The 19,157-nt window shown below is 67.3% G+C and carries 16 protein-coding genes; 2 read left to right on the top strand and 14 right to left on the bottom strand.

Annotation, left to right across the window (positions count from 1 at the left end; genetic code table 11):
- Window positions 1–19: 19 nt before the first annotated feature.
- The 8 genes from AC1ECW_RS09705 to AC1ECW_RS09670 all read right to left on the bottom strand — a co-directional run bounded on the left by AC1ECW_RS09705 (window position 20) and on the right by AC1ECW_RS09670 (window position 8,728).
- Window positions 20–1,291: a phenylacetate--CoA ligase family protein gene (locus AC1ECW_RS09705; RefSeq protein ID WP_409704300.1), complete on the bottom strand. Its 1,272-nt coding sequence runs from the start codon at window positions 1,289–1,291 to the stop codon at window positions 20–22.
- Window positions 1,288–1,581 (bottom strand): hypothetical protein, encoded by a 294-nt coding sequence (locus AC1ECW_RS09700; protein WP_409704298.1) that lies wholly within the window; start codon window positions 1,579–1,581, stop codon window positions 1,288–1,290. Before AC1ECW_RS09700 ends, AC1ECW_RS09705 begins: the two co-directional genes overlap by 4 nt.
- 4 nt (window positions 1,582–1,585) lie before the next feature.
- Complete coding sequence (locus AC1ECW_RS09695; RefSeq protein WP_409704296.1) at window positions 1,586–2,392, bottom strand: ABC transporter ATP-binding protein; 807 nt, start codon at window positions 2,390–2,392, stop codon at window positions 1,586–1,588.
- Window positions 2,393–2,489: 97 nt separating this feature from the next.
- Window positions 2,490–3,839 (bottom strand): ABC transporter substrate-binding protein, encoded by a 1,350-nt coding sequence (locus AC1ECW_RS09690; protein WP_481201725.1) that lies wholly within the window; start codon window positions 3,837–3,839, stop codon window positions 2,490–2,492.
- A gap of 70 nt (window positions 3,840–3,909) precedes the next feature.
- Entirely contained in the window at window positions 3,910–4,974 is a 1,065-nt protein-coding gene (locus tag AC1ECW_RS09685; RefSeq protein ID WP_409704291.1) for a branched-chain amino acid ABC transporter permease, read from the bottom strand.
- Between the two features lie 17 nt (window positions 4,975–4,991).
- Complete coding sequence (locus AC1ECW_RS09680) at window positions 4,992–5,921, bottom strand: branched-chain amino acid ABC transporter permease (protein WP_409704289.1); 930 nt, start codon at window positions 5,919–5,921, stop codon at window positions 4,992–4,994.
- Window positions 5,922–5,930: 9 nt separating this feature from the next.
- Window positions 5,931–6,716 (bottom strand): ABC transporter ATP-binding protein, encoded by a 786-nt coding sequence (locus AC1ECW_RS09675; RefSeq protein ID WP_409704312.1) that lies wholly within the window; start codon window positions 6,714–6,716, stop codon window positions 5,931–5,933.
- Window positions 6,717–6,793: 77 nt separating this feature from the next.
- Window positions 6,794–8,728: an AMP-dependent synthetase/ligase gene (locus AC1ECW_RS09670; RefSeq protein ID WP_481201724.1), complete on the bottom strand. Its 1,935-nt coding sequence runs from the start codon at window positions 8,726–8,728 to the stop codon at window positions 6,794–6,796.
- A gap of 123 nt (window positions 8,729–8,851) precedes the next feature.
- Here AC1ECW_RS09670 and AC1ECW_RS09665 point away from each other — a divergent pair, with 123 nt between their 5' ends.
- A complete protein-coding gene (locus AC1ECW_RS09665; protein ID WP_409704285.1) occupies window positions 8,852–9,598 on the top strand; it encodes a Crp/Fnr family transcriptional regulator in 747 nt (248 codons plus the stop codon).
- Between the two features lie 6 nt (window positions 9,599–9,604).
- On the opposite strand, the gene AC1ECW_RS09660 is transcribed toward AC1ECW_RS09665, so the two are convergent.
- The 3 genes from AC1ECW_RS09660 to AC1ECW_RS09650 all read right to left on the bottom strand — a co-directional run bounded on the left by AC1ECW_RS09660 (window position 9,605) and on the right by AC1ECW_RS09650 (window position 14,601).
- A complete protein-coding gene (locus AC1ECW_RS09660; RefSeq protein ID WP_481201723.1) occupies window positions 9,605–10,270 on the bottom strand; it encodes a hypothetical protein in 666 nt (221 codons plus the stop codon).
- Between the two features lie 51 nt (window positions 10,271–10,321).
- Window positions 10,322–13,615 carry a fused isobutyryl-CoA mutase/GTPase IcmF gene (gene icmF / locus AC1ECW_RS09655; protein ID WP_481201722.1) on the bottom strand — a complete coding sequence of 1,098 codons (3,294 nt, stop codon included), beginning with the start codon at window positions 13,613–13,615 and terminating at the stop codon, window positions 10,322–10,324.
- Between the two features lie 125 nt (window positions 13,616–13,740).
- Window positions 13,741–14,601, bottom strand: coding sequence for a PPK2 family polyphosphate kinase (locus tag AC1ECW_RS09650; RefSeq protein ID WP_409704279.1), 861 nt, complete (start codon window positions 14,599–14,601; stop codon window positions 13,741–13,743).
- A 54-nt stretch (window positions 14,602–14,655) separates the two neighbouring features.
- On the opposite strand from AC1ECW_RS09650, the gene AC1ECW_RS09645 reads away from it, so the two are divergent.
- Window positions 14,656–15,438: a type III pantothenate kinase gene (locus AC1ECW_RS09645; protein ID WP_409704277.1), complete on the top strand. Its 783-nt coding sequence runs from the start codon at window positions 14,656–14,658 to the stop codon at window positions 15,436–15,438.
- Window positions 15,439–15,477: 39 nt separating this feature from the next.
- Here the strand turns inward: AC1ECW_RS09645 and hslU are convergent, their stop codons facing one another.
- The 3 genes from hslU to AC1ECW_RS09630 form a co-directional block, all read right to left on the bottom strand.
- On the bottom strand, window positions 15,478–16,809 hold the full coding sequence (gene hslU / locus AC1ECW_RS09640) for an ATP-dependent protease ATPase subunit HslU (protein WP_409704275.1): 1,332 nt from the start codon (window positions 16,807–16,809) through the stop codon (window positions 15,478–15,480).
- Window positions 16,806–17,342 carry an ATP-dependent protease subunit HslV gene (gene hslV / locus AC1ECW_RS09635; protein WP_481201721.1) on the bottom strand — a complete coding sequence of 179 codons (537 nt, stop codon included), beginning with the start codon at window positions 17,340–17,342 and terminating at the stop codon, window positions 16,806–16,808. Before hslV ends, hslU begins: the two co-directional genes overlap by 4 nt.
- Before the next feature lie 97 nt (window positions 17,343–17,439).
- The gene (locus AC1ECW_RS09630) at window positions 17,440–19,137 is read right to left on the bottom strand and encodes an STAS domain-containing protein (RefSeq protein WP_481201720.1); all 1,698 of its coding nucleotides are present in this window, start codon (window positions 19,135–19,137) and stop codon (window positions 17,440–17,442) included.
- Between the last annotated feature and the right edge of the window lie 20 nt (window positions 19,138–19,157).

Genomic DNA, 19,157 nt, shown 5'->3' with positions numbered 1-19,157 from the left:
CCCGTGCAGCACGACGGGTTCAATCGTACCGGCGCGCGTCCTCGATGACCTTGCCGTCGTTGGGCAGGCTGCCGGGGGGCACCACGACGACCTCCCCGCGCAGTTTGGTCACCTCGCGGATCGACTCGGCCACCCGATCGGCCAGCCCTTCGGGCGCCTGGGCGCATTCGACGTGCAGACGCATGCGGTCCTGGGCCATCTCGCCTTCCACGACCAGGCGCACCCGTCCCAGCTCGGGGTGTCGGCGGGCGATCTCTGCCACCTGGCCCGGGTGCACGAACATGCCGCGCACTTTGGTGGTCTGGTCGGCCCGCCCGAGCCAGCCCCGGATGCGGGTGTGGGTGCGGCCGGTGGGGCAGCGACCGGGCAGCACGGCCGAGAGGTCGCCGGTGCCGAAGCGGATCAGCGGGTAGTCGGGGTTGAGGGTGGTCACCACCACCTCACCGACCTCCCCGTCGGCCACGGGGTCGCCGGTGCCGGGGCGCACGATCTCGACGATGACGCCTTCGTCGAGCACCAGGCCTTCGCGTGCGGCGGTTTCGTACGCGATGAGCCCCAGGTCGGCCGTGGCATAACACTGGTAGCCCTCGATGCCCCGCTCACGCAGGTGCTCGCGCAAGGCCGCAGGGAAGGCCTCGCCGGATACGAGGGCCTTGCGCAGGCTGGGTAGGCTCAGGCCGGTCTCGCGTGCCCGGTCGAGCAGGATCTTCAGGAAGCTGGGGGTGCCGGTATAGCCTTGGGGGCGCAGCTCGGCCATGGCCTGCAACTGCAGTTCGGTGTGGCCCACTCCGCCGGGGAAGACCGTGCAGCCCAGGGCATGGGCGCCGGTCTCCATCATCGAACCGGCCGGGGTGAGGTGGTAGCTGAAGCTGCAGTGCACGAGGTCGCCGCGCCGGAAGCCCGCGGCAAACAGGGCGCGACCCATGCGCCAGTAGTCGGATGCCTCGCCCTCGGGTTCGTAGATGGGCCCGGGAGACTGGAACACCCGGCGCGCGCCGGCGCCGCCGGCCATGCCGCGCCAGCCGATGGTGGCAAAGCCGCCGAACGCATCGGCGCTGCGCTGGGCCTTCTGGCGTTCGAGCAGCTCGTGCTTGCGCGTCACGGGCAGCCGGGCCAGGGCTTCGCGGCTCGTCACCGCGCGGGCGTCGATGCCTTCGAGAATCTGGGCAAAGGCGGGTGACCGGGCCTGGGCATGGGCCACCTGGCGGGGCAGTGCCGCCATCAGCGCGGTCTCGCGCTCGGCCGGGTCGCGGGTCTCCAGCGCGTCAAAGAACTCGGGTGTGGCGCTCATTCCTCACTCCATCGGGCCAGGCGGCGCTTCACTTCGTCGATGAAGCTGCGCACCTCGGCGGCGTTCCTCAGTTGGCGCGTGTCCCATTGCGGGCTGCGCGCGGGCTTCCTGGCGATGCGCACCTGCAGGTGATCCGCCTGCGCACCGAGCTGCAGCACCGGCTGCCCCTGCAGCTCGAAGCCTTCGCCGCGCTCGAGCAGCGGCCGCAGCTCACGCAGGCTGCGCTTGAGTTGCACCAAAGCGGCATCGGGCTTGAAGGGCGGTGACGCAAAGAAGTCGTCGGCGCTCATATCGTCAGGCCAGCCAGCGCTTGCGGCGCTTGTAGCTCTTCACGTCGCGGAAGCTCTTGCGGTCGCCGCCGCCCATGCCGAGGTAGAACTCCTTGACGTCCTCGTTCTCGGCCAGGGCTTTGGCCTCGCCGTCCATCACGATGCGACCGTTTTCGAGGATGTAGCCGTAATCGGCATAGCGCAGCGCCATGTTGGTGTTCTGCTCGGCCAGCAGGAAGGTCGTGCCCTCCTTGGTGTTGAGGTCTTTCACGATCTCGAAGACCTCCTCGACGATCTGCGGTGCCAAGCCCATCGAGGGTTCGTCGAGCAGCACCATTTTCGGGTTGGCCATCAGCGCACGGCCGATCGCGCACATCTGCTGCTCGCCGCCGGAGGTGTAGGCGGCTTGCGAATGGCGGCGGGTCTTGAGCCGGGGGAAGTAGTTGTAGACCTTCTCCAGTGTGGCGTTGATCGCCGCTTTGCCGTCCTTGCGGGTGTAGGCGCCGGTCAGCAGGTTTTCCTCGATGGTGAGGTGGCCGAAGCAGTGCCGGCCTTCCATCACCTGGATCACGCCGCGCTCGACCATGTCGGCGGTGGTGAGTTTCTCGATGCGCTCACCGCGCAGCGTGATCGAGCCCTTGGTGACTTCGCCGCGCTCGCCCGCGAGCAAATTGCTCACCGCGCGCAGCGTGGTGGTCTTGCCCGCCCCGTTGCCGCCCAGCAGCGCAACGATGCGCCCTTCGGGCACCTGCAGCGACACGCCCTTGAGCACGAGGATCACGTGGTTGTAGATGACCTCGATGCCGTTGACGTTGAGTAGCGGTGTAGCCATGAGAGACGTCCTTATCGAGCACGCGCCGCGCAGCCGGCTGCGCCGGCCCGCCAGCGCGGCCCCCCGCAGGGGGCGCGCGTAGCGCGTAGGGGGTGGGTCAAGACTGGCAATCCGCGGGCGTGCGGCGCTGGAGCTTCTTCTCGGCGGCGTACTTGTCGGCCGCCGCCTTCACCATGGGCTTGAGGATCTGTTCGTCGGCCTGATACCAGTCGGAGGTGAAGTTCCACTTGGTGCCGTCCCAGGTGTGGATGCGTGCCCAGGCCGATCCCATGTGGTCGTTGCAGGACGTGCTGACCGGGCGCATCACGCCGGCAAAGCCCAGAGCGTCGAGCTTTTTCTGGTCGAGTGCCAGGTTCTCCAGGCCCCAGCGGACCTGCTCGCCGGTCATGACCTTGCCGCGGCCGTACTTCTCCTGGGCGCGCTTGACGCCTTCGACGGCCAGCATGGCCGAGATGAGCCCGCGCATGTAGAGCACCGAGCCCACCTCCTCGCGCGGGCCGGTGCCCTGGCCCTTGTCATGCACCATGGCAAGGATGTCCTTGACGACCTTGGCATTGGGCTCGGTGCCATGCTGCATCGCCAGGCCGTTGTAGCCCTTGGCGGCATCCCCCACGTCCTTCACATCGGGCTCGGCCGCGGCCCACCACACGCCATACATCTTGTCGCGCGGGTAGCCGGTGGCCACGGCCTCCTTCAGCGCGGTCGAGTTCATCACGCCCCAGCCCCACAGGAAGACGTAGTCCGGCCGTTGCTGGCGGATCTGCAGCCAGGCGGCCTTTTGTTCCACGCCCGGGTGGGTCACGGGGATGGTCATGAGCTCGAAGCCGTGCATCTTGGAGCGTTCCTGCAGCAGCGGGATGGGCTCCTTGCCATAGGGGCTGTCGTGGTAGACGAGCGCGATCTTCTTGCCGCGCAGCTTGTCCAGGCCGCCGAGCTGTTTGCCCACATGCTGCACCAGGATGTCGGCGGCCACCCAGTAGGTGCCCAGCAGCGGGAAGTTCCACTTGAAGACGCCGCCGTCCGCCGACTCGGAGCGACCGTATCCGGCCGTGATCAGCGGGATCTTGTCGACGGGGGCCTTCTCGGTCAGCGCGAAGGTGATACCGGTGGACAGTGGCTGGAACACGGTGGCGCCACCGTTCTTTCCTTTGAGCCGCTCATAGCATTCGACACCACGATCGGTGGCGTAGCCGGTCTCGCATTCCTCCCAGCTCAGCTTCACACCGTTGAGGCCGCCTTGGGCGTTGACGAGCTTGAGGTAGTCGACATAGCCGTTGGCGAAGGGCACGCCGTTGGGGGCATAGGCGCCCGTGCGGTACACCAGCACGGGGAAGAACTGTTCCTTGGCCTGGGCCTGGGCCTGGGCCTGGGCCGCGGTGGTGGTGACCAGGGCGGCAGCACCGGCGGCTGCCAGGGTGGCGGCCAGAGCGAGCGACTTGAGTTTCATGCCTGTCTCCTAGGGGTGGATGCACTCGGGGTGCGTGTTGATGTTCGAGGAAGGGAACGTCCGGGGGGACTCAGTGCGGGAAAGGCCACAAGCGCAGCTTTTCCTTGCCGATGGACCACAGCCGTGCCAGGCCGTGAGGCTCGACGATCAGGAAGAAGACGATCAGGGCGCCGAAGATCATGAACTCCAAGTGCGAGGCCAGGGCCGTGGAGATCGGCACCCCGAGCCACAGCGGCACCTGGTTGAGCAAGATGGGCAGCACCACGATGAAGGCCGCACCGAAGAAACTGCCCATGATGGAGCCCAAGCCGCCGATGATGATCATGAACAGCAACTGGAAGGAGCGGTCGATGCTGAAGGCGGCCGGCTCCCAGGAGCTCAGGTGCACGAAGCCCCACAACGCGCCGGCCACCCCCACGATGAAGGAGCTCACCGCAAAGGCCGTGAGCTTGGCGTACACCGGCCGGATGCCGATGACGCTGGCGGCCACGTCCATGTCGCGGATGGCCATCCACTCGCGTCCGATCGCACTGCGCACCAGGTTCTTGGCCAGCAGCGCGAACACCACGACGAAGACCAGGCAGAACAGGTACTTCTCCATCGGGGTGTCGATGCGCCAGCCCAGCACTTCGAGGTTGGAGACTGACACCGACCCCGAGGCCGAGTGGTTGGTGAACCACTTGATGCGCAGGAAGGCCCAGTCGGCGAAGAACTGCGCCGCCAATGTGGCCACTGCCAGGTACAGGCCCTTGATGCGAAGTGAGGGGATGCCAAACAGCACACCCACCGCCGTGGCGCACACGCCGCCCATCAGCAGCGAGGCGATCAGCGGCATGCCCTCGATGCGGATCTGGAAGTTGTAGGCCGCATAGGCGCCCACCGCCATGAAGGCGCCGGTGCCCAGCGAGATCTGGCCGCAGTAGCCCACGAGGATGTTCAGGCCCAGGGCGGCCAGCGACAGGATCAGGAAGGGGATGAGGATGGCGCGAAAGAGGTATTCCGAGGCGAACGCCGGCACCACGAAGGCGGCAAAGAGAAGGATCAGGCCGATGGCGATGCGGTCCTGCCGGATCGGGAAGATGGCCAGGTCGGCCGCATAGCTGGTCTTGAACTGGCCGTTTTCACGGTAGAGCATCTGGTTCTCCTTCTCGCTCAGACGCGGTCGATGATCTTCTCGCCGAACAGCCCTTGGGGCCGGAACAGCAGGAAGACGAGGGCCAGCACGTAGGCGAACCAGATCTCGATGCCGCCGCCCAGCATCGGGCCGAGGTAGATCTCCGAGAGCTTCTCACCCACACCGATGATCAGCCCGCCGATGATGGCGCCGGGCACCGAGGTCAGGCCGCCCAGGATCACCACCGGCAGGGCCTTGAGTGCCACCAGCGACAGCGAGAACTGCACGCCCAGCTTGGAGCCCCAGATGATTCCAGCCACCAGTGCCACGAAGCCGGCCACGCTCCAGACAATGACCCAGATGCGCCCGAGCGGAATGCCGATCGACTGCGCGGCCTGGTGGTCGTCGGCCACCGCACGCAGGGCCCGTCCGGTGCCGGTCTTCTGGAAGAACAGCGTGAGCGCGATCACCAAAGCGGCGGCGATGCCCGCGGCGTAGAGATCCTCCTTGCCGATCAGCACGCCACCCTGGAAGGTGTTTTCGAAGAGGAAGAGCGGGTCCTTGGGCAGGCCGACGTCGATCTTGTAGATGTCCGATCCGAAGATCGTCTGGCCGGCGCCATCGAGGAAGTAGGTGATGCCCAGCGTGGCCATCAGCAGCGTGATGCCTTCCTGATTGACGAGCTTGCCCAGCACCAGCTTCTCGATGAGCCAGGCCACGACCACCATCACCGCCATGGCCAGGATGAAGGCGCCGACGTTGGCAAACAGGCGGCTGTCGATCCCTGTCCATTGCGGGATCCATTCCGAGAAGCGCGCCATCGCCAGCGCCGCAAAGAGCACCATCGCGCCCTGGGCGAAGTTGAACACGCCCGAAGCCTTGAAGATGAGCACGAAGCCCAGGGCGATGAGCGAGTACAGCATGCCGGCCATCAGGCCGCCGAACAGGGTTTCGAGGAAGAATCCCATCGCAAGTCCTCAGTGGCTGGTGCCCAGGTAGGCGCGGATCACGTCTTCGTTGCGGCGCACCTCGTCGGGCGTGCCGTCGCCGATCTTCTTGCCGTAGTCGAGCACCACGACCCGGTCGGAGATGTCCATCACCACGCCCATGTCGTGCTCGATCAGCACGATGGTGGTGCCGAACTCGTCGTTCACGTCGAGGATGAAGCGGCACATGTCCTGCTTCTCCTCCACGTTCATGCCGGCCATCGGCTCGTCGAGCAGCAGCACCTGGGGCTCCATGGCCAGCGCGCGGCCGAGGTCCACGCGCTTTTGCAATCCGTAGGGCAGGCGCCCCACGGGCGTCTTGCGGTAAGCCTGGATTTCCAGGAAGTCGATGATGCGTTCGACGAATTCGCGGTGGGCGATCTCCTCACGCTCGGCCGGACCCCAGCGCAGGGCCTGCAGGAAGATGTTGCTCTTCATGCGCAGGTTGCGGCCCGTCATGATGTTGTCGAGCACGCTCATGCCCTTGAACAGGGCCAGGTTCTGGAAGGTGCGCGCCACCCCCATCTCGGCCACCTGGCGTGAGTTCATGTGCTTGAAGGTCTGGCCGCGGAAGACGATCGACCCTTGCTGGGGCTGGTAGACGCCGTTGATGCAGTTGAGCATCGAACTCTTGCCCGCGCCGTTGGGGCCGATGATGGCGCGGATCTCGTGCTCACGCACGTTGAAGCTGATGTCGGTGAGCGCCTTGACGCCGCCGAAGCTCAGCGAGATGTTGCGCACATCCAGGATCACGTCGCCGATCTTGCGGCCGGCCACGGGAGGAGCCGCATCGTTGGCGGCCGGAAGGTCATCGCCCACCGGCAGGGGGGCGCGCAGAGCAGTGGCAGTGGTCATCAGGCAGCCCTCTTCACGGCAGGGTAGGTCTTGGTGTCGACGATGCGCAGGTCGGCGCTGACGACGCCGGTGCGGCCGTCCTCGAACTTGACCTGGGTCTCGATGTACTGCGAGGTCTTACCACCGTACAGCGCGTCGACCAGGACGCCATACTTCTCGGCGATGTAGCTGCGGCGCACCTTGCGCGTGCGGGTGAGTTCGCCGTCGTCGGCGTCGAGTTCTTTGTGCAGGATGAGGAATCGGCTGATCTGGCTGCCCGCGAGCTTCTCGTCCTGGGCGAGGTCGGCATTGACCTTCTCGACGCATTCGCGGATGAGCTCGTAGACCTCGGGTTTTTGTGCCAGGTCGGTGTAGCCGGCATAGGGCAGGTTGCGCTTTTCGGCCCAGTTGCCCACGGCCTCGAAGTCGATGTTGATGAAGGCGCAGACCTTGTCGCGCTTGTCTCCGAAGGCCACGGCCTCCTTGATGTGCGGGAAGAACTTGAGCTTGTTCTCGATGTACTTGGGCGCGAACATCGAGCCGTCGGCCATGCGCCCCACGTCCTTGGCGCGGTCAATGATCTTCAGGTGGCCGGTGGCGTCGAGGAAGCCGGCGTCGCCGCTGCGGTACCAGCCGTCGGCCGTCTTCACCTCGGCGGTGGCCTGGGGGTTCTTGTAGTACTCCTTGAGCAGGCCGGGTGAACGGATGAGGATCTCGCCGCTGGCATCGAGCTTGATCTCCACGCCCTCGATGGGCACGCCCACGGTGTCGGCCTTGACCTCGTGGTCGGGTTGCAGGCAGACGAACACGGCGGTCTCGGTGGAGCCATAGAGCTGCTTGAGGTTGATGCCGATGGAGCGGTAGAAGGTGAAGAGGTCTGGGCCGATGGCCTCGCCGGCGGTGTAGGCCACGCGGATGCGGCTCATCCCGAGGTTGTTGCGCAGCGGTCCGTAGACGAACAGGTCTCCGAGGGCATAGGCCAAACGCTCGCCCAGCGACAGGGGTTTGCCGTCCATGCGGGCCGGGCCCACGCGGCGCGCCACGTCCATGAAGTGGTGGAAGAGCCAGCGCTTGAAGCGCCCGGCGTCCTCCATGCGGATCATCACACTGGTGAGCAGGCCTTCGAAGATGCGCGGGGGCGCGAAGTAGTAGGTGGGGCCGATCTCCTTCAGGTCGATCATCACGGTGGAGGCCGACTCGGGGCAGTTCACCACGTAGCCGCACACGAGCCACTGCGCATAGCTGAAGCAGTTCTGGCCGATCCAGGCCGGCGGCAGGTAGGCCAGCACCTCCTCGTGCTCTGTGAGCCGGTCGAACTTCGCGCCGGCCAGGGCCCGGTCGATCAGCGCGTGATGCGTGTGGACCACGCCCTTGGGGTTGCCGGTGGTGCCCGAGGTGAAGAACATCGCGGCGACGTCCTCGGCTCGGGCCTTGTCCACCTCGGCCTGGAAGAAGCCGGGATGCTGGGCGTCGAAGGCGCGGCCGGCCTCGATGAGGGCATCGAGGCTGTCCAGACCGCTTTCGCGGTAGTTGCGCAGGCCGCGTGGGTCGTCGTACCAGATGCGTGCGAGCCGGGGGCATTGCTCGCGCACCTCCAGCAGCTTGTCGACCTGCTCCTGGTCCTCGACGACCGCGAAGGCGACCTCGGCGTTGTTGATGGGATAGACGAACTCGGCGGCCACCGCGTCCTGGTACAGCGGCACGGGAACGGCGCCCAGTGACTGCGCCGCCAGCATCGTGGCGTACAGGCGGGGACGGTTCTCGCCCACCACCACGAGATGCTCGCCGCGCTGCAGGCCCGCCTGGGCCAGGCCGCCGGCCAGATGCCGCACGAGCGCGGCCAGCTCGGCCCAGCTCATCGTCTGCCAGATACCGTATTCCTTCTCGCGCAGGGCCGGTGCGCCCGGTCGGCGCGCCGCGTGCTCGAGCATGAGCTTCGGAAAGGTGGTCTGCACCGTCGTCTCCTGGTGGGGCCGGCGCTTGCCGGCTCATCGCATGCCAGGGATGCTAGGAAGATGTTTGACGTCGTGTTGTCGTTCTGACGACAATCCTAGGGTCGCCCCCCTGGGGAATAACCCGTGTCCGTTGCCGTGTCCAAGGACCTGCCGCCTGCCGGTGCTCTGCTGCGCCGAGCCCGCTCGCCCAGTGATGCCGAACTGGCCGACGTGCCCTGGCTGGCGCATCTCGACGACGGCGACCGCGCGCTGGCGGCCGCCCGGATCCAGGTGGTGCGGGCCGAACCGGGGGAGCTGGTGTGCCGCATCGGGCGTGCGCCCACCTATTGGTTCGGTGTGATCGCTGGCTTGCTCAAGATGAGCAATGATTCCTCGGCCGGCACGCCCATCACCTTTACCGGCCTGCCGCCGGGCGCCTGGTTCGGCGAGGGCACGCTGCTCAAGCGCGAGCCCTACCGCTACAACGTGCAGGCCCTGCGGGCCAGCCTGGTGGCGGGGCTGGACATCGAGACCTTCCACTGGCTGCTAGACAACAGCATCCCCTTCAACCGCTTTGTGATGCGCCAGCTCAACGAACGTCTGGGCCAGTTCATCGCCGCGCGCGAGATCGACCGCATGAACGACCCGGATGCCCGTGTGGCGCGCAGCCTGGCGGCGCTCTTCCATCCCGTCCTCTATCCCGGCGTGGGCACCTTGCTGCGCATCACCCAGCAGGAGCTGGGGGCGCTGGTGGGACTGTCGCGCCAACGGGTCAACGAGGCCTTGCACGTGCTGCAGGACCAGGGCCTGATCCGTATCGAATATGGCGGCGTGCGCGTACTCGACCTGCAGGGTCTTCAGCGGCAGGTCTTCCGCGCGCTGCAGGAGTGATCGCGCTCAGCGCATCACGCCGAGGTGACGCAGGAAGAACTCGCGCACCGTTTTGCGATGGAACCGGCGCCACTGCCAGGCGCCGGCGGCGATCAGCCCGATGGCGCCCAGTTCGAGCAGGTGATTGAGCTTCAGGCCGGCCAGGCCCCACCCGAGCCATTCGTCGATGTGATGGAAGGTGGCGGCGCGGATCACGATGAACGCCAGCAGCAGCACCACACCCACCGCGCTGAGGCGGTAGCCTTGCCAGTGCCGGCGCCATTGGCGCCACAGCAGCACCGAGACGCCGGCCGCCCCGCAGGCCAGCACCACGATGAAGCCGGCCTGCACGATGCGACGCTGCGCGTACCAGCCCTGGGCCAGGGCCAGGTCGCGCCCGAGCTGGGTGAACCAGGTTTGCAGATCGAGCTGCTTGTTCAGTGCCAGCAGGGCCATCAGGGCCGCCACAACGGCCCAGTAGAGCCATGGCAGCCGGGTGCGTCGCGCCGCCAGCAGGTTCACCAGGGCCAGCGCGGCCGCGCCCAGGTAGGCCAGCACGGTCAGCCAGCCCATCACGGTGGGGTCGCCGATGCCAGGCGTCCAGCGGCCCGTGGCCGGGTCCACCACGGCCCGGGCTGGGCTGCCGGCCAGGGCCAGCAGCCAGGGCAGTGATCGAAGGGCAATAGCAAGCACCCTGCCATTTTGGCCGCGGGGCCAGGCCCGACAACCCCTCGGCACAGGGGGTCACATGTTGCGCCGGTACTGCCCGCCGACTTCGAACAGCGCGTGGGTGATCTGGCCCAGCGAGCAGCAGCGCACCGCATCCATCAACACCTCGAAGACGTTGCGGTTGTCGATCACGGCCTGCTTCAGGCGCTCGAGCATGGCCGGCGCCTCGTGGGCGTGGCGGGCATGGAAGTCCTGCAGGCGCGCCAGCTGCGACTGCTTCTCCTCCTCGGTCGATCGCGCCAGCTCCAGCGACTCGGGAATGGGGTCGCCATACGGGTTGCGGAAGGTATTCACGCCGATGATGGGCAGCTCGCCGGTGTGCTTGAGCATCTCGTAGTGCAGCGATTCCTCCTGGATCTTGCTGCGCTGGTAGCCGGTCTCCATCGCCCCGAGCACACCGCCGCGCTCGGCGAGCTTCTCGAACTCGGCCAGTACCGCCTCTTCCACCAGTTCGGTCAGCTCGTCGATGATGAAGGCGCCCTGGTTGGGGTTCTCGTTCTTGGCCAGGCCCCATTCACGGTTGATGATGAGCTGGATGGCCATCGCACGGCGCACCGATTCCTCGGTGGGGGTGGTGATGGCCTCGTCGTAGGCGTTGGTGTGCAGGCTGTTGCAGTTGTCGTAGATGGCAATGAGCGCCTGCAGCGTGGTGCGGATGTCGTTGAAGGCGATCTCCTGCGCGTGCAGGCTGCGGCCACTGGTCTGGATGTGGTACTTGAGCTTCTGGCTGCGCTCGTTGGCGCCGTACTTCTCTTTCATCGCCACGGCCCAGATGCGCCGCGCCACGCGGCCCAGCACGGTGTACTCAGGGTCCATGCCATTGCTGAAGAAGAAGGACAGGTTGGGCGCGAAGTCGTCGATGTGCATGCCACGGGCCAGGTAAGCTTCCACGAAGGTGAAGCCGTTGGCCAGCGTGAAGGCGAGCTGGCTGATCGGGTTGGCGCCGGCTTCGGCGATGTGGTAGCCGCTGATGGACACCGAGTAGAAGTTGCGCACCTTGTGGTGCACGAAGTACTCCTGGATGTCGCCCATGACCTTCAGGCTGAACTCGGTGGAGAAGATGCAGGTGTTCTGGCCCTGGTCTTCCTTCAGGATGTCGGCTTGCACGGTGCCGCGCACGTTCTCCAGCACCCACTCTCGGATCTTCTGGGCTTCGTCGTCGGTGGGCTCGCGGCCGTTGTCGGCGCGGAACTTGTCGAGCTGCTGGTCGACGGCGGTGTTCATGAACATCGCCAGGATGGTGGGGGCCGGCCCGTTGATGGTCATCGACACGCTGGTGTGGGGCGAGCACAGGTCGAAGCCGCTGTAGAGCACCTTCATGTCGTCCAGCGTGGCGACGGACACGCCCGAGTTGCCCACCTTGCCGTAGATGTCCGGGCGCGGGTCGGGATCGGCGCCGTAGAGCGTGACCGAGTCGAAGGCCGTGGACAGACGCTTGGCCGGCATGCCTTCGGACAGCAGCTTGAAGCGCCGGTTGGTGCGTGCCGGGTCTCCCTCGCCGGCGAACATGCGGGTGGGGTCCTCGCCCTCGCGCTTGAAGGCAAACACACCGGCGGTGTAGGGGAAGGAGCCGGGCACGTTCTCCAGCATCAGCCACTTCAGGCGTTCGCCATGATCCTCGAAGCTGGGCAGGGCGACCTTGCGGATCTTGTTGCCCGACAGCGTGGTGTGCACGAGCGAGGTGCGGATCTCCTTGTCGCGGATCTTCACGACGTACTCGTCGCCCGCGTAGGCCTGCTGCATCTGCGGCCACTGGGCCAACAGTTTTTTCGCCGTCGGCTCGAGCTGGGCCTCGCGCCGCTGCGCCTGCTCGAGCAGGGCTTCCACAGCCTTGTTCTTCTCCGGGATGGCCTCCTTGAGCATGCGTGCCGATTCGCGCAACTGCTGGATCTCGCGCGCCAGGGCCGACTGCTTGCGCGCCCGAGCCTTGTAGCCGCGCACCGTGTCGGCGATCTCGGCCAGGTAGCGGGTGCGCGCAGGCGGCACGATGGGGTTCTGGTGGGTGCTGTGGCGGGTCGAGACCGCCGGCAGCCGGCCCTCCTTCACCGGCAGGCCCAGCTCGGCCAGCCGCTGGCGCAGCGCCTGGTACAGCGCGGTCACGCCGTCGTCGTTGAAGCGGCTGGCCATGGTGCCGAAGACGGGCATGTCCTCGGGGCGCTGGCCGAAGGCCTCGCGGTTGCGCTGCACCTGCTTGGCCACGTCGCGCAGGGCGTCCAGCGCCCCCTTGCGGTCGAACTTGTTGATCGCCACGAACTCGGCGAAGTCGAGCATGTCGATCTTCTCGAGCTGGCTGGCCGCGCCGAACTCCGGCGTCATCACGTACATGGGCACGTCCACGTGCGGCACGATGGCCGCATCGCCCTGGCCGATGCCGGAGGTCTCGACGATCACCAGGTCGAAGCCGGCGACCTTGCAGGCGGCCACCACGTCGGGCAGGGCCTGGCTGATCTCGCTGCCGGCCTCGCGCGTGGCCAGGCTGCGCATGTACACGCGCGGGCCCTGCTGCCACGGGCCGATCGCGTTCATGCGGATGCGGTCGCCCAGCAGCGCGCCGCCGCTCTTGCGCCGAGACGGGTCGATGCTGATGACCGCGATGCGAAGCTGGTCGTCCTGGTCCAGGCGCAAGCGGCGGATGAGTTCGTCGGTGAGGCTGGATTTGCCCGCCCCGCCGGTGCCGGTAATGCCCAGCACCGGGATGCGCGCCTGCGCCGCGCGCTGATGCACAGCCTCGCGCAGCGCGGCAGGGACTGTGCCGGCCTCCAGCGCCGTGATGAGCCGGGCCAGCGCGCGCCAGGCCCGGTCATCATGGCCCTCCAGCGCGGACAGCTCGCGCGGGGCGTGCACTGAAAGATCCTGGTCGGCGCGCATCAGCATCTCGCCGATCATGCCCTGCAGCCCCATGCGCTGGCCGTCCTCGGGGCTGTAGATGCGCGCCACGCCGTAGTCCTGCAGTTCGCGGATCTCGGTCGGCACGATCACGCCGCCGCCGCCGCCGAAAACCTGGATGTGCTCGCCCCCGCGCTGGCGCAGCAGGTCCACCATGTACTTGAAGTACTCGACATGCCCGCCCTGGTAGGAGCTGATCGCGATGCCGTGGGCGTCTTCCTGCAAGGCGGCGGTCACCACCTCGTCCACCGAGCGGTTGTGACCCAGGTGGATCACCTCGGCCCCCATGCTCATCAGGATGCGCCGCATGATGTTGATCGAGGCGTCGTGGCCGTCGAAGAGCGAGGCGGCGGTGACGAAACGCACCTTGTGGGTCGGACGGTACGCGGCCAGGGCCTGGTATTCGGCGGAAAGGTCGGTCATCTCGGGACAGCCTGTGGGTTGGACGGGGTGGGGCTCGAATTGACGTTTACGTCAACGTCAATCATGCCATCAAAGTCTGGCAGACCGGCCCCCTGAAGCCGCCGGCCTATGGATAACCCTAGGTTTCAGTCGATCCGGATGCTCTTCGGGTCGAAGTCGGGTCGCGGGTAGCGCAGGTCCAGGCCCTGGAGCACGTCGCGGATCAGCGTGGCGACCATCAGATTGCGGTGGGTCTTGGAATCGGCGGGGACCACCGTCCATGGCGCCCAGGGGGTGGCGGTGGCGGCCAGGGCGGCCTCGTAGGCCCGCTGGTAGTCGTTCCAGCGGGCGCGGGCGTGCAGGTCGCGCGGGTCGAACTTCCAGTGCTTGCGGTCGTCGTCCAGGCGGGCCTGCAAGCGCTCCTTTTGCTCGTCCTTCGAGATGTGCAGCATGCACTTGACGATGACGGTGCCGGTCTCGGCCAGCATGCGCTCGAAGTCGCAGAGGTGGCGGTAGCGGCGTTGCGTCTCGTCCTCATCGATCCAGCCTTCGACCACCGGCACCAGCACGTCCTCGTAGTGGCTGCGGTTGAAGATCACGATCTCGCCGGCGCGTGGCACGCGCTGGTGCACGCGCCAGAGGTAGTCGTAGGCCAGTTCGGTGCTGTTGGGCGCCTTGAAGGCCACGGTGTGCACACCCAGCGGGCTCATGCGGCCGAACACGCTGCGCACCGTGCCGTCCTTGCCGCTGGTGTCCATGCCCTGCAACACCACCAGCAGCTTGTGACGCCCGTCCGCATAGAAATGCTCCTGCAGCAGGTCGAGCTCCTCGGCCAATTGCTCCACGCGCTCCCGGTCGCCGTTCTTCGGGCCGTTGGCAAAGGGTTTGTCCGCCGCAGACAGCCGCTCCAGATGCACCGGTGCTCGCCCGTCGCGGCCGTCGGCCTGGTGGAAATGCCAGCCTTCGAAGCGCGGATCCTTCAGGACCGGGAAGCGGGGCGGGGCCATGATGTCTCCTGTGGGGCGCACGCCCGGCGCCCATCGCACCCATAATGCCACCCCATGAGCTTCCTCGCCATCGACATCGGCAACACGCGCCTGAAGTGGGCCGTCTACGACGCCATGCACCCCGGCGCGCGCCTGCTGGCGCATGGGGCGGTGTTCATCGAGAACATCGACACCCTGGCCGAGGACGAGTGGAAGGACCTGGCCGCGCCTGAGGCGATGATCGGCTGCTGCGTGGCCAGCGATGCGGTGCGTCGCCGCGTCGAAGAGCAGATCGAGGAGCTGTGGGACTTCCCCCCGGTGTGGGTGGTCGCCAGCAGCCAGGAGGACGAGGTCATCAACGGCTACGACCATCCGTCGCGCCTGGGCGCGGACCGGTGGGTTGCGATGATCGGCGCGCGCTGGCACCTGCTCAACGGCGGTCGGCCGCGTCCGGCGCTGGTGGTGATGGTGGGCACGGCCGTGACCGTCGATGCGCTGGATGCGAGCGGCCACTTCCTTGGAGGCCTCATCCTGCCCGGCCACGGCATCATGCTGCGCGCGCTGGAAAGCGGCACGGCGGGCCTGCGCGTGCCCACCGGGGAGGTGCGCGACTTCCCCACCAACACCAGCGATGCACTGACCACCGGCGGCACCTTCGCGATCGCCGGGGCGATCGACCGGATGTACCACAACCTCACCGAGCGCTGCGGCGAGCCGCCTTCGTGCTGGCTGACCGGGGGGGCGGGATGGAAGATGGCCCCCCACCTGGGCCAGGAATTCGAGCTGGTCGAGACGCTGATCTTCGACGGCCTGCTGCACATCGCGCATCGACGCGCGCAAGCCAAGCGGGCGCTCTGAGCCTGCCGCTTCACACTGCTTGATTCGGAAGACGGTTACTCAGAGGATGTAGCGCGAGAGATCCTCGTCTTTCGCCAGCTCGGCCAGCCGGGCGTCCACGTAGGCGGCGTCGATCGTGACGGTCTGGCCTTCGAGCCGGCTGGCCTCGAAGGAGACTTCGTCGAGGAGCTTTTCGAGCACGGTGGACAGGCGGCGCGCACCGATGTTTTCGGTGCGGTCGTTCACCTCGTAGGCGATCTGCGCGATGCGGCGAATGCCCTCGGGCGTGAACTCCAGTGTCACGCCCTCGGTGGCGAGCAGGGCCTGGTACTGGCGCGTCAGGTTGGCATGGGTCTGCGTCAGAATGGCCTCGAAGTCCTCCACCGACAGGGGCCCCAGTTCGACGCGGATCGGGAAGCGCCCCTGCAGCTCGGGGATGAGATCGCTGGGCTTGCTGAGGTGGAAGGCGCCCGAGGCGATGAAGAGGATGTGGTCGGTCTTGACCATCCCGTACTTGGTGTTGACGGTCGTGCCCTCCACCAGCGGCAGCAGGTCGCGCTGCACGCCCTGGCGCGACACGTCGGCACCGCCCACGTCCGAGCGCGAGGCCACCTTGTCGATCTCGTCGATGAAGACGATGCCGTTCTGCTCGGCATTGGCCAGCGCGCGGGTGCGGATCTCGTCCTCGTTGATCAGTTTGGCGGCTTCCTCGTCCACCAGCAGCTTCAGCGCCTCGGCGATTCTGAGCTTGCGGGTCTTGCGCTTGGCCGCGCCGAACTGCGAGAACAGGCCGCGCAACTGCTCGGTCATCTCCTCCATGCCCGGTGGGCCCATGATCTCCAGCGCGGGGCGGGGGTCAGCCACCTCGATTTCGATTTCCTTGTCGTCGAGCTGACCTTCGCGCAGGCGCTTGCGCATGGTCTGACGCGCGGGGCTGTCGGGGGTCGAGGCGGGGGCCAGGCCGAAGTCGCTGCGCGGCGCAGGCACCAGCACGTCCAGGATGCGCTCCTCGGCGGCATCCTCGGCGCGCGAGCGCAGCTTGCGCATCTCGGCCTCGCGCGTTTGCTTGACCGACATGTCCACCAAGTCGCGGATGATGGAGTCCACGTCCTTGCCCACATAGCCCACCTCGGTGAACTTGGTGGCCTCCACCTTGATGAAGGGCGCATCGGCCAGGCGGGCCAGGCGGCGCGCGATCTCGGTCTTGCCCACGCCGGTGGGGCCGATCATCAGGATGTTCTTGGGCGTGATCTCGGGGCGCAGCTTCTCATCCACCTGCTGGCGGCGCCAGCGGTTGCGCAGCGCGATGGCCACCGAGCGTTTGGCCTGCTGCTGGCCGATGATGTGGCGGTCGAGTTCGGAGACGATCTCCTGGGGCGTCATGGCGCTCATCCCAGCACCTCGATCGTGTGGTGGTGGTTGGTGTAGATGCACAGGTCGCCGGCGATCTCGAGCGACTTCTTGACGATCTCGGGCGCGGCCAGCTCGGTGTGCTCCAGCAGGGCACGGGCGGCCGCCTGGGCGTAGGCGCCGCCCGAGCCGATGGCGATGATGCCGTGCTCGGGTTCCAGCACGTCGCCATTGCCGGTGATGATCAGCGAGGTCTCGCGGTCGGCCACGGCGAGCATGGCTTCCAGGCGGCGCAGCACGCGGTCGGTGCGCCAGTCCTTGGTGAGCTCGATGGCGGCGCGCACGAGGTGGCCTTGGTGCTTCTCCAGCTTGGCCTCGAAGCGTTCGAAGAGCGTGAAGGCATCGGCCGTGGCGCCGGCAAAGCCGGCCAGGACCTGGTCGCGGTACAGCTTGCGCACCTTGCGGGCTGAGGCCTTGACGACGATGTGGCCGAGCGTGACCTGGCCGTCGCCGCCCAGGGCGACTTGGTGGCCGCGGCGCACGCTGACGATGGTGGTGCCGTGAAAGGGTTCCATGGACTGTCTCAGATGGGGGAGATGGGGGAGGATTCAAGCGCGGCGGCGGCCCCTTCGGGTCCGGGGCCGCCGTGCGGCCGCAGACGCGCGCACCCTTTCAGACGTTGCGCACCTTGACCCGGGCATGCTCGGTGATGCCCATGGCGCCGAAGAACAGCGCCACCAGCCGGTGGGTGTCCTCGAACACGATGTGGCGGTTCTCGCCACGGCGGTTGAGCACCCAGTTGAGCAGGTCACCGGCGGCGATGAAGTCCACCCGGATCAGGCGGGTGCACGAGACATGGACGATCGAGGCATTGCCCAGGCGGGCATCCAGGCCCTTGAGTGTCTCGGAGATGTCCCCAACGAGCTGGCCCGACAGTTCCAGTGAGGCCACCTGCACCAAGGCTTCATCGGCGAGCTGCGACTCGACGAAGCTGGTGGAGACGTCGCTGACCACCGACAGCGGGGCCGTGGAGGCCGAGGGCAGGCCCGCGCCCCCGCCGAGCTTGACCACGCAGCGCGCAGCCTCCCAGGATGGCGGGGAGACCTCGTAGGTGACGCAATAGTCGATCGCCACCTCGTCGAATTGGTCGGGGCGGTTGGCCAGGCGCAGCACGTCCAGACGCAGCAGCCACAGGGCCGGGTCGGCATCGCGCACGCCGGTGGGGGCGGCGTCGGACAGGATCTGCAGCAACTGCTCGCCGGCCAGCCAGTGCATCTCCAGCGGCTCGCGCGCCCAATGGCGAAACAGCTCGCTCAGTTGCGCGGCGGCCTCGGCATCCACACGGCGCAGCGGGCTCCAGTCCAGCACCCAGGGCAGGGGCATCTGCAGGCTCTGCGAGCGCAGCCGCGCCACCGCGTCGACGTCGAGCTGCTCGGGGCAGACCCAGCCGATGGGACCTTCCAGCCGCGCCGCGCCGGTCATCGGCGCCTCTTCGGCGGCGGCTTCGGCCACCATGCGCGGCAACGAGAACCACTGGGGCGCCGACCAGCCGAACTGCTGCGCGTAGTCCAGGGCCAGGCCCTCGAACTTGGGCTGCTGGCCGGTGGCGCGGTACAGGTCGAACAGCACCATCCAGGTGTCGGCATGCTGTGCACGGCTGGCGCCGGGGTGCACCATGGCGACCAGGGATTGTTCACAGGCGTCGAAATCGGCGTTAGCAAAGGCGATCACCGCCTCGTCGAGCTCGGGATCGTGGACGACCTCGCTCACTTCCACCGCAAAGCCTTCGCCCAGCGCAGCGGGCGCGGCTTGCGGGGGCGCCACGGGGGCCGGGGGGTCTGCCGGGCCGACGACCACCGCCGGCGGCCCGGCCGGGCTGTCGCCCAGGGCTGCGGCACCGCTGGGTCCGGCCGCGGGTTCGGCGCCGAGCGAGCGGGTCGAGGGGCCGTCCAGCGCGGCCGGCTGGGTCGGGGCGTTGTAGAACGAGGGTGAGCGACGCGTGCCGATGGATTCGCCCACCATCTGCTGCTCGATCTCGTCGATCTTGGCCTTGACCTCGACCACGTCGGAGCGGACGAGCGCGCCGCGCAGGTCCACCTCGTCGAGGTTGGACGTGGCATCGAGCATGCCCACGTTGGCGTCGGTGAGGCCCTCGCGGCGCACCTTGCGCAGCATGTCGAACTCGCGCTTGCGCACGAAATCGTTGCGCCGCTTGCGCTCGATCATCGCCTTCAGTTCGGACTTGGCGTACTCGCTTTCCCGCGATTCCGCCGCCGGATGGCTCAGGTCGGCCCAGTCGGTCGTCGGATTGGCGACGAACCGGACGACCTTGCGGAAAAAACCGGGGGTGTTGTCCTTGGAATCCGACATGACCAGGGGGAGACCGACGT

The organism is Caldimonas hydrothermalis, from assembly GCF_056746695.1.
This window is presented reverse-complemented; position numbering and strand designations above follow the sequence as displayed.

Excerpts from the sequence above, each read along its gene's own strand:
- AC1ECW_RS09705 (WP_409704300.1), bottom strand. The coding sequence starts at position 1,291 with ATGAGCGCCACACCCGAGTTCTTTGACGCGCTGGAGACCCGCGACCCG.
- AC1ECW_RS09700 (WP_409704298.1), bottom strand. The coding sequence starts at position 1,581 with ATGAGCGCCGACGACTTCTTTGCGTCACCGCCCTTCAAGCCCGATGCC.
- AC1ECW_RS09695 (WP_409704296.1), bottom strand. The coding sequence starts at position 2,392 with ATGGCTACACCGCTACTCAACGTCAACGGCATCGAGGTCATCTACAAC.
- AC1ECW_RS09690 (WP_481201725.1), bottom strand. The coding sequence starts at position 3,839 with ATGAAACTCAAGTCGCTCGCTCTGGCCGCCACCCTGGCAGCCGCCGGT.
- AC1ECW_RS09685 (WP_409704291.1), bottom strand. The coding sequence starts at position 4,974 with ATGCTCTACCGTGAAAACGGCCAGTTCAAGACCAGCTATGCGGCCGAC.
- AC1ECW_RS09680 (WP_409704289.1), bottom strand. The coding sequence starts at position 5,921 with ATGGGATTCTTCCTCGAAACCCTGTTCGGCGGCCTGATGGCCGGCATG.
- icmF (WP_481201722.1), bottom strand. The coding sequence starts at position 13,615 with ATGACCGACCTTTCCGCCGAATACCAGGCCCTGGCCGCGTACCGTCCG.
- AC1ECW_RS09650 (WP_409704279.1), bottom strand. The coding sequence starts at position 14,601 with ATGGCCCCGCCCCGCTTCCCGGTCCTGAAGGATCCGCGCTTCGAAGGC.
- AC1ECW_RS09645 (WP_409704277.1), top strand. The coding sequence starts at position 14,656 with ATGAGCTTCCTCGCCATCGACATCGGCAACACGCGCCTGAAGTGGGCC.
- hslU (WP_409704275.1), bottom strand. The coding sequence starts at position 16,809 with ATGAGCGCCATGACGCCCCAGGAGATCGTCTCCGAACTCGACCGCCAC.
- hslV (WP_481201721.1), bottom strand. The coding sequence starts at position 17,342 with ATGGAACCCTTTCACGGCACCACCATCGTCAGCGTGCGCCGCGGCCAC.
- AC1ECW_RS09630 (WP_481201720.1), bottom strand. The coding sequence starts at position 19,137 with ATGTCGGATTCCAAGGACAACACCCCCGGTTTTTTCCGCAAGGTCGTC.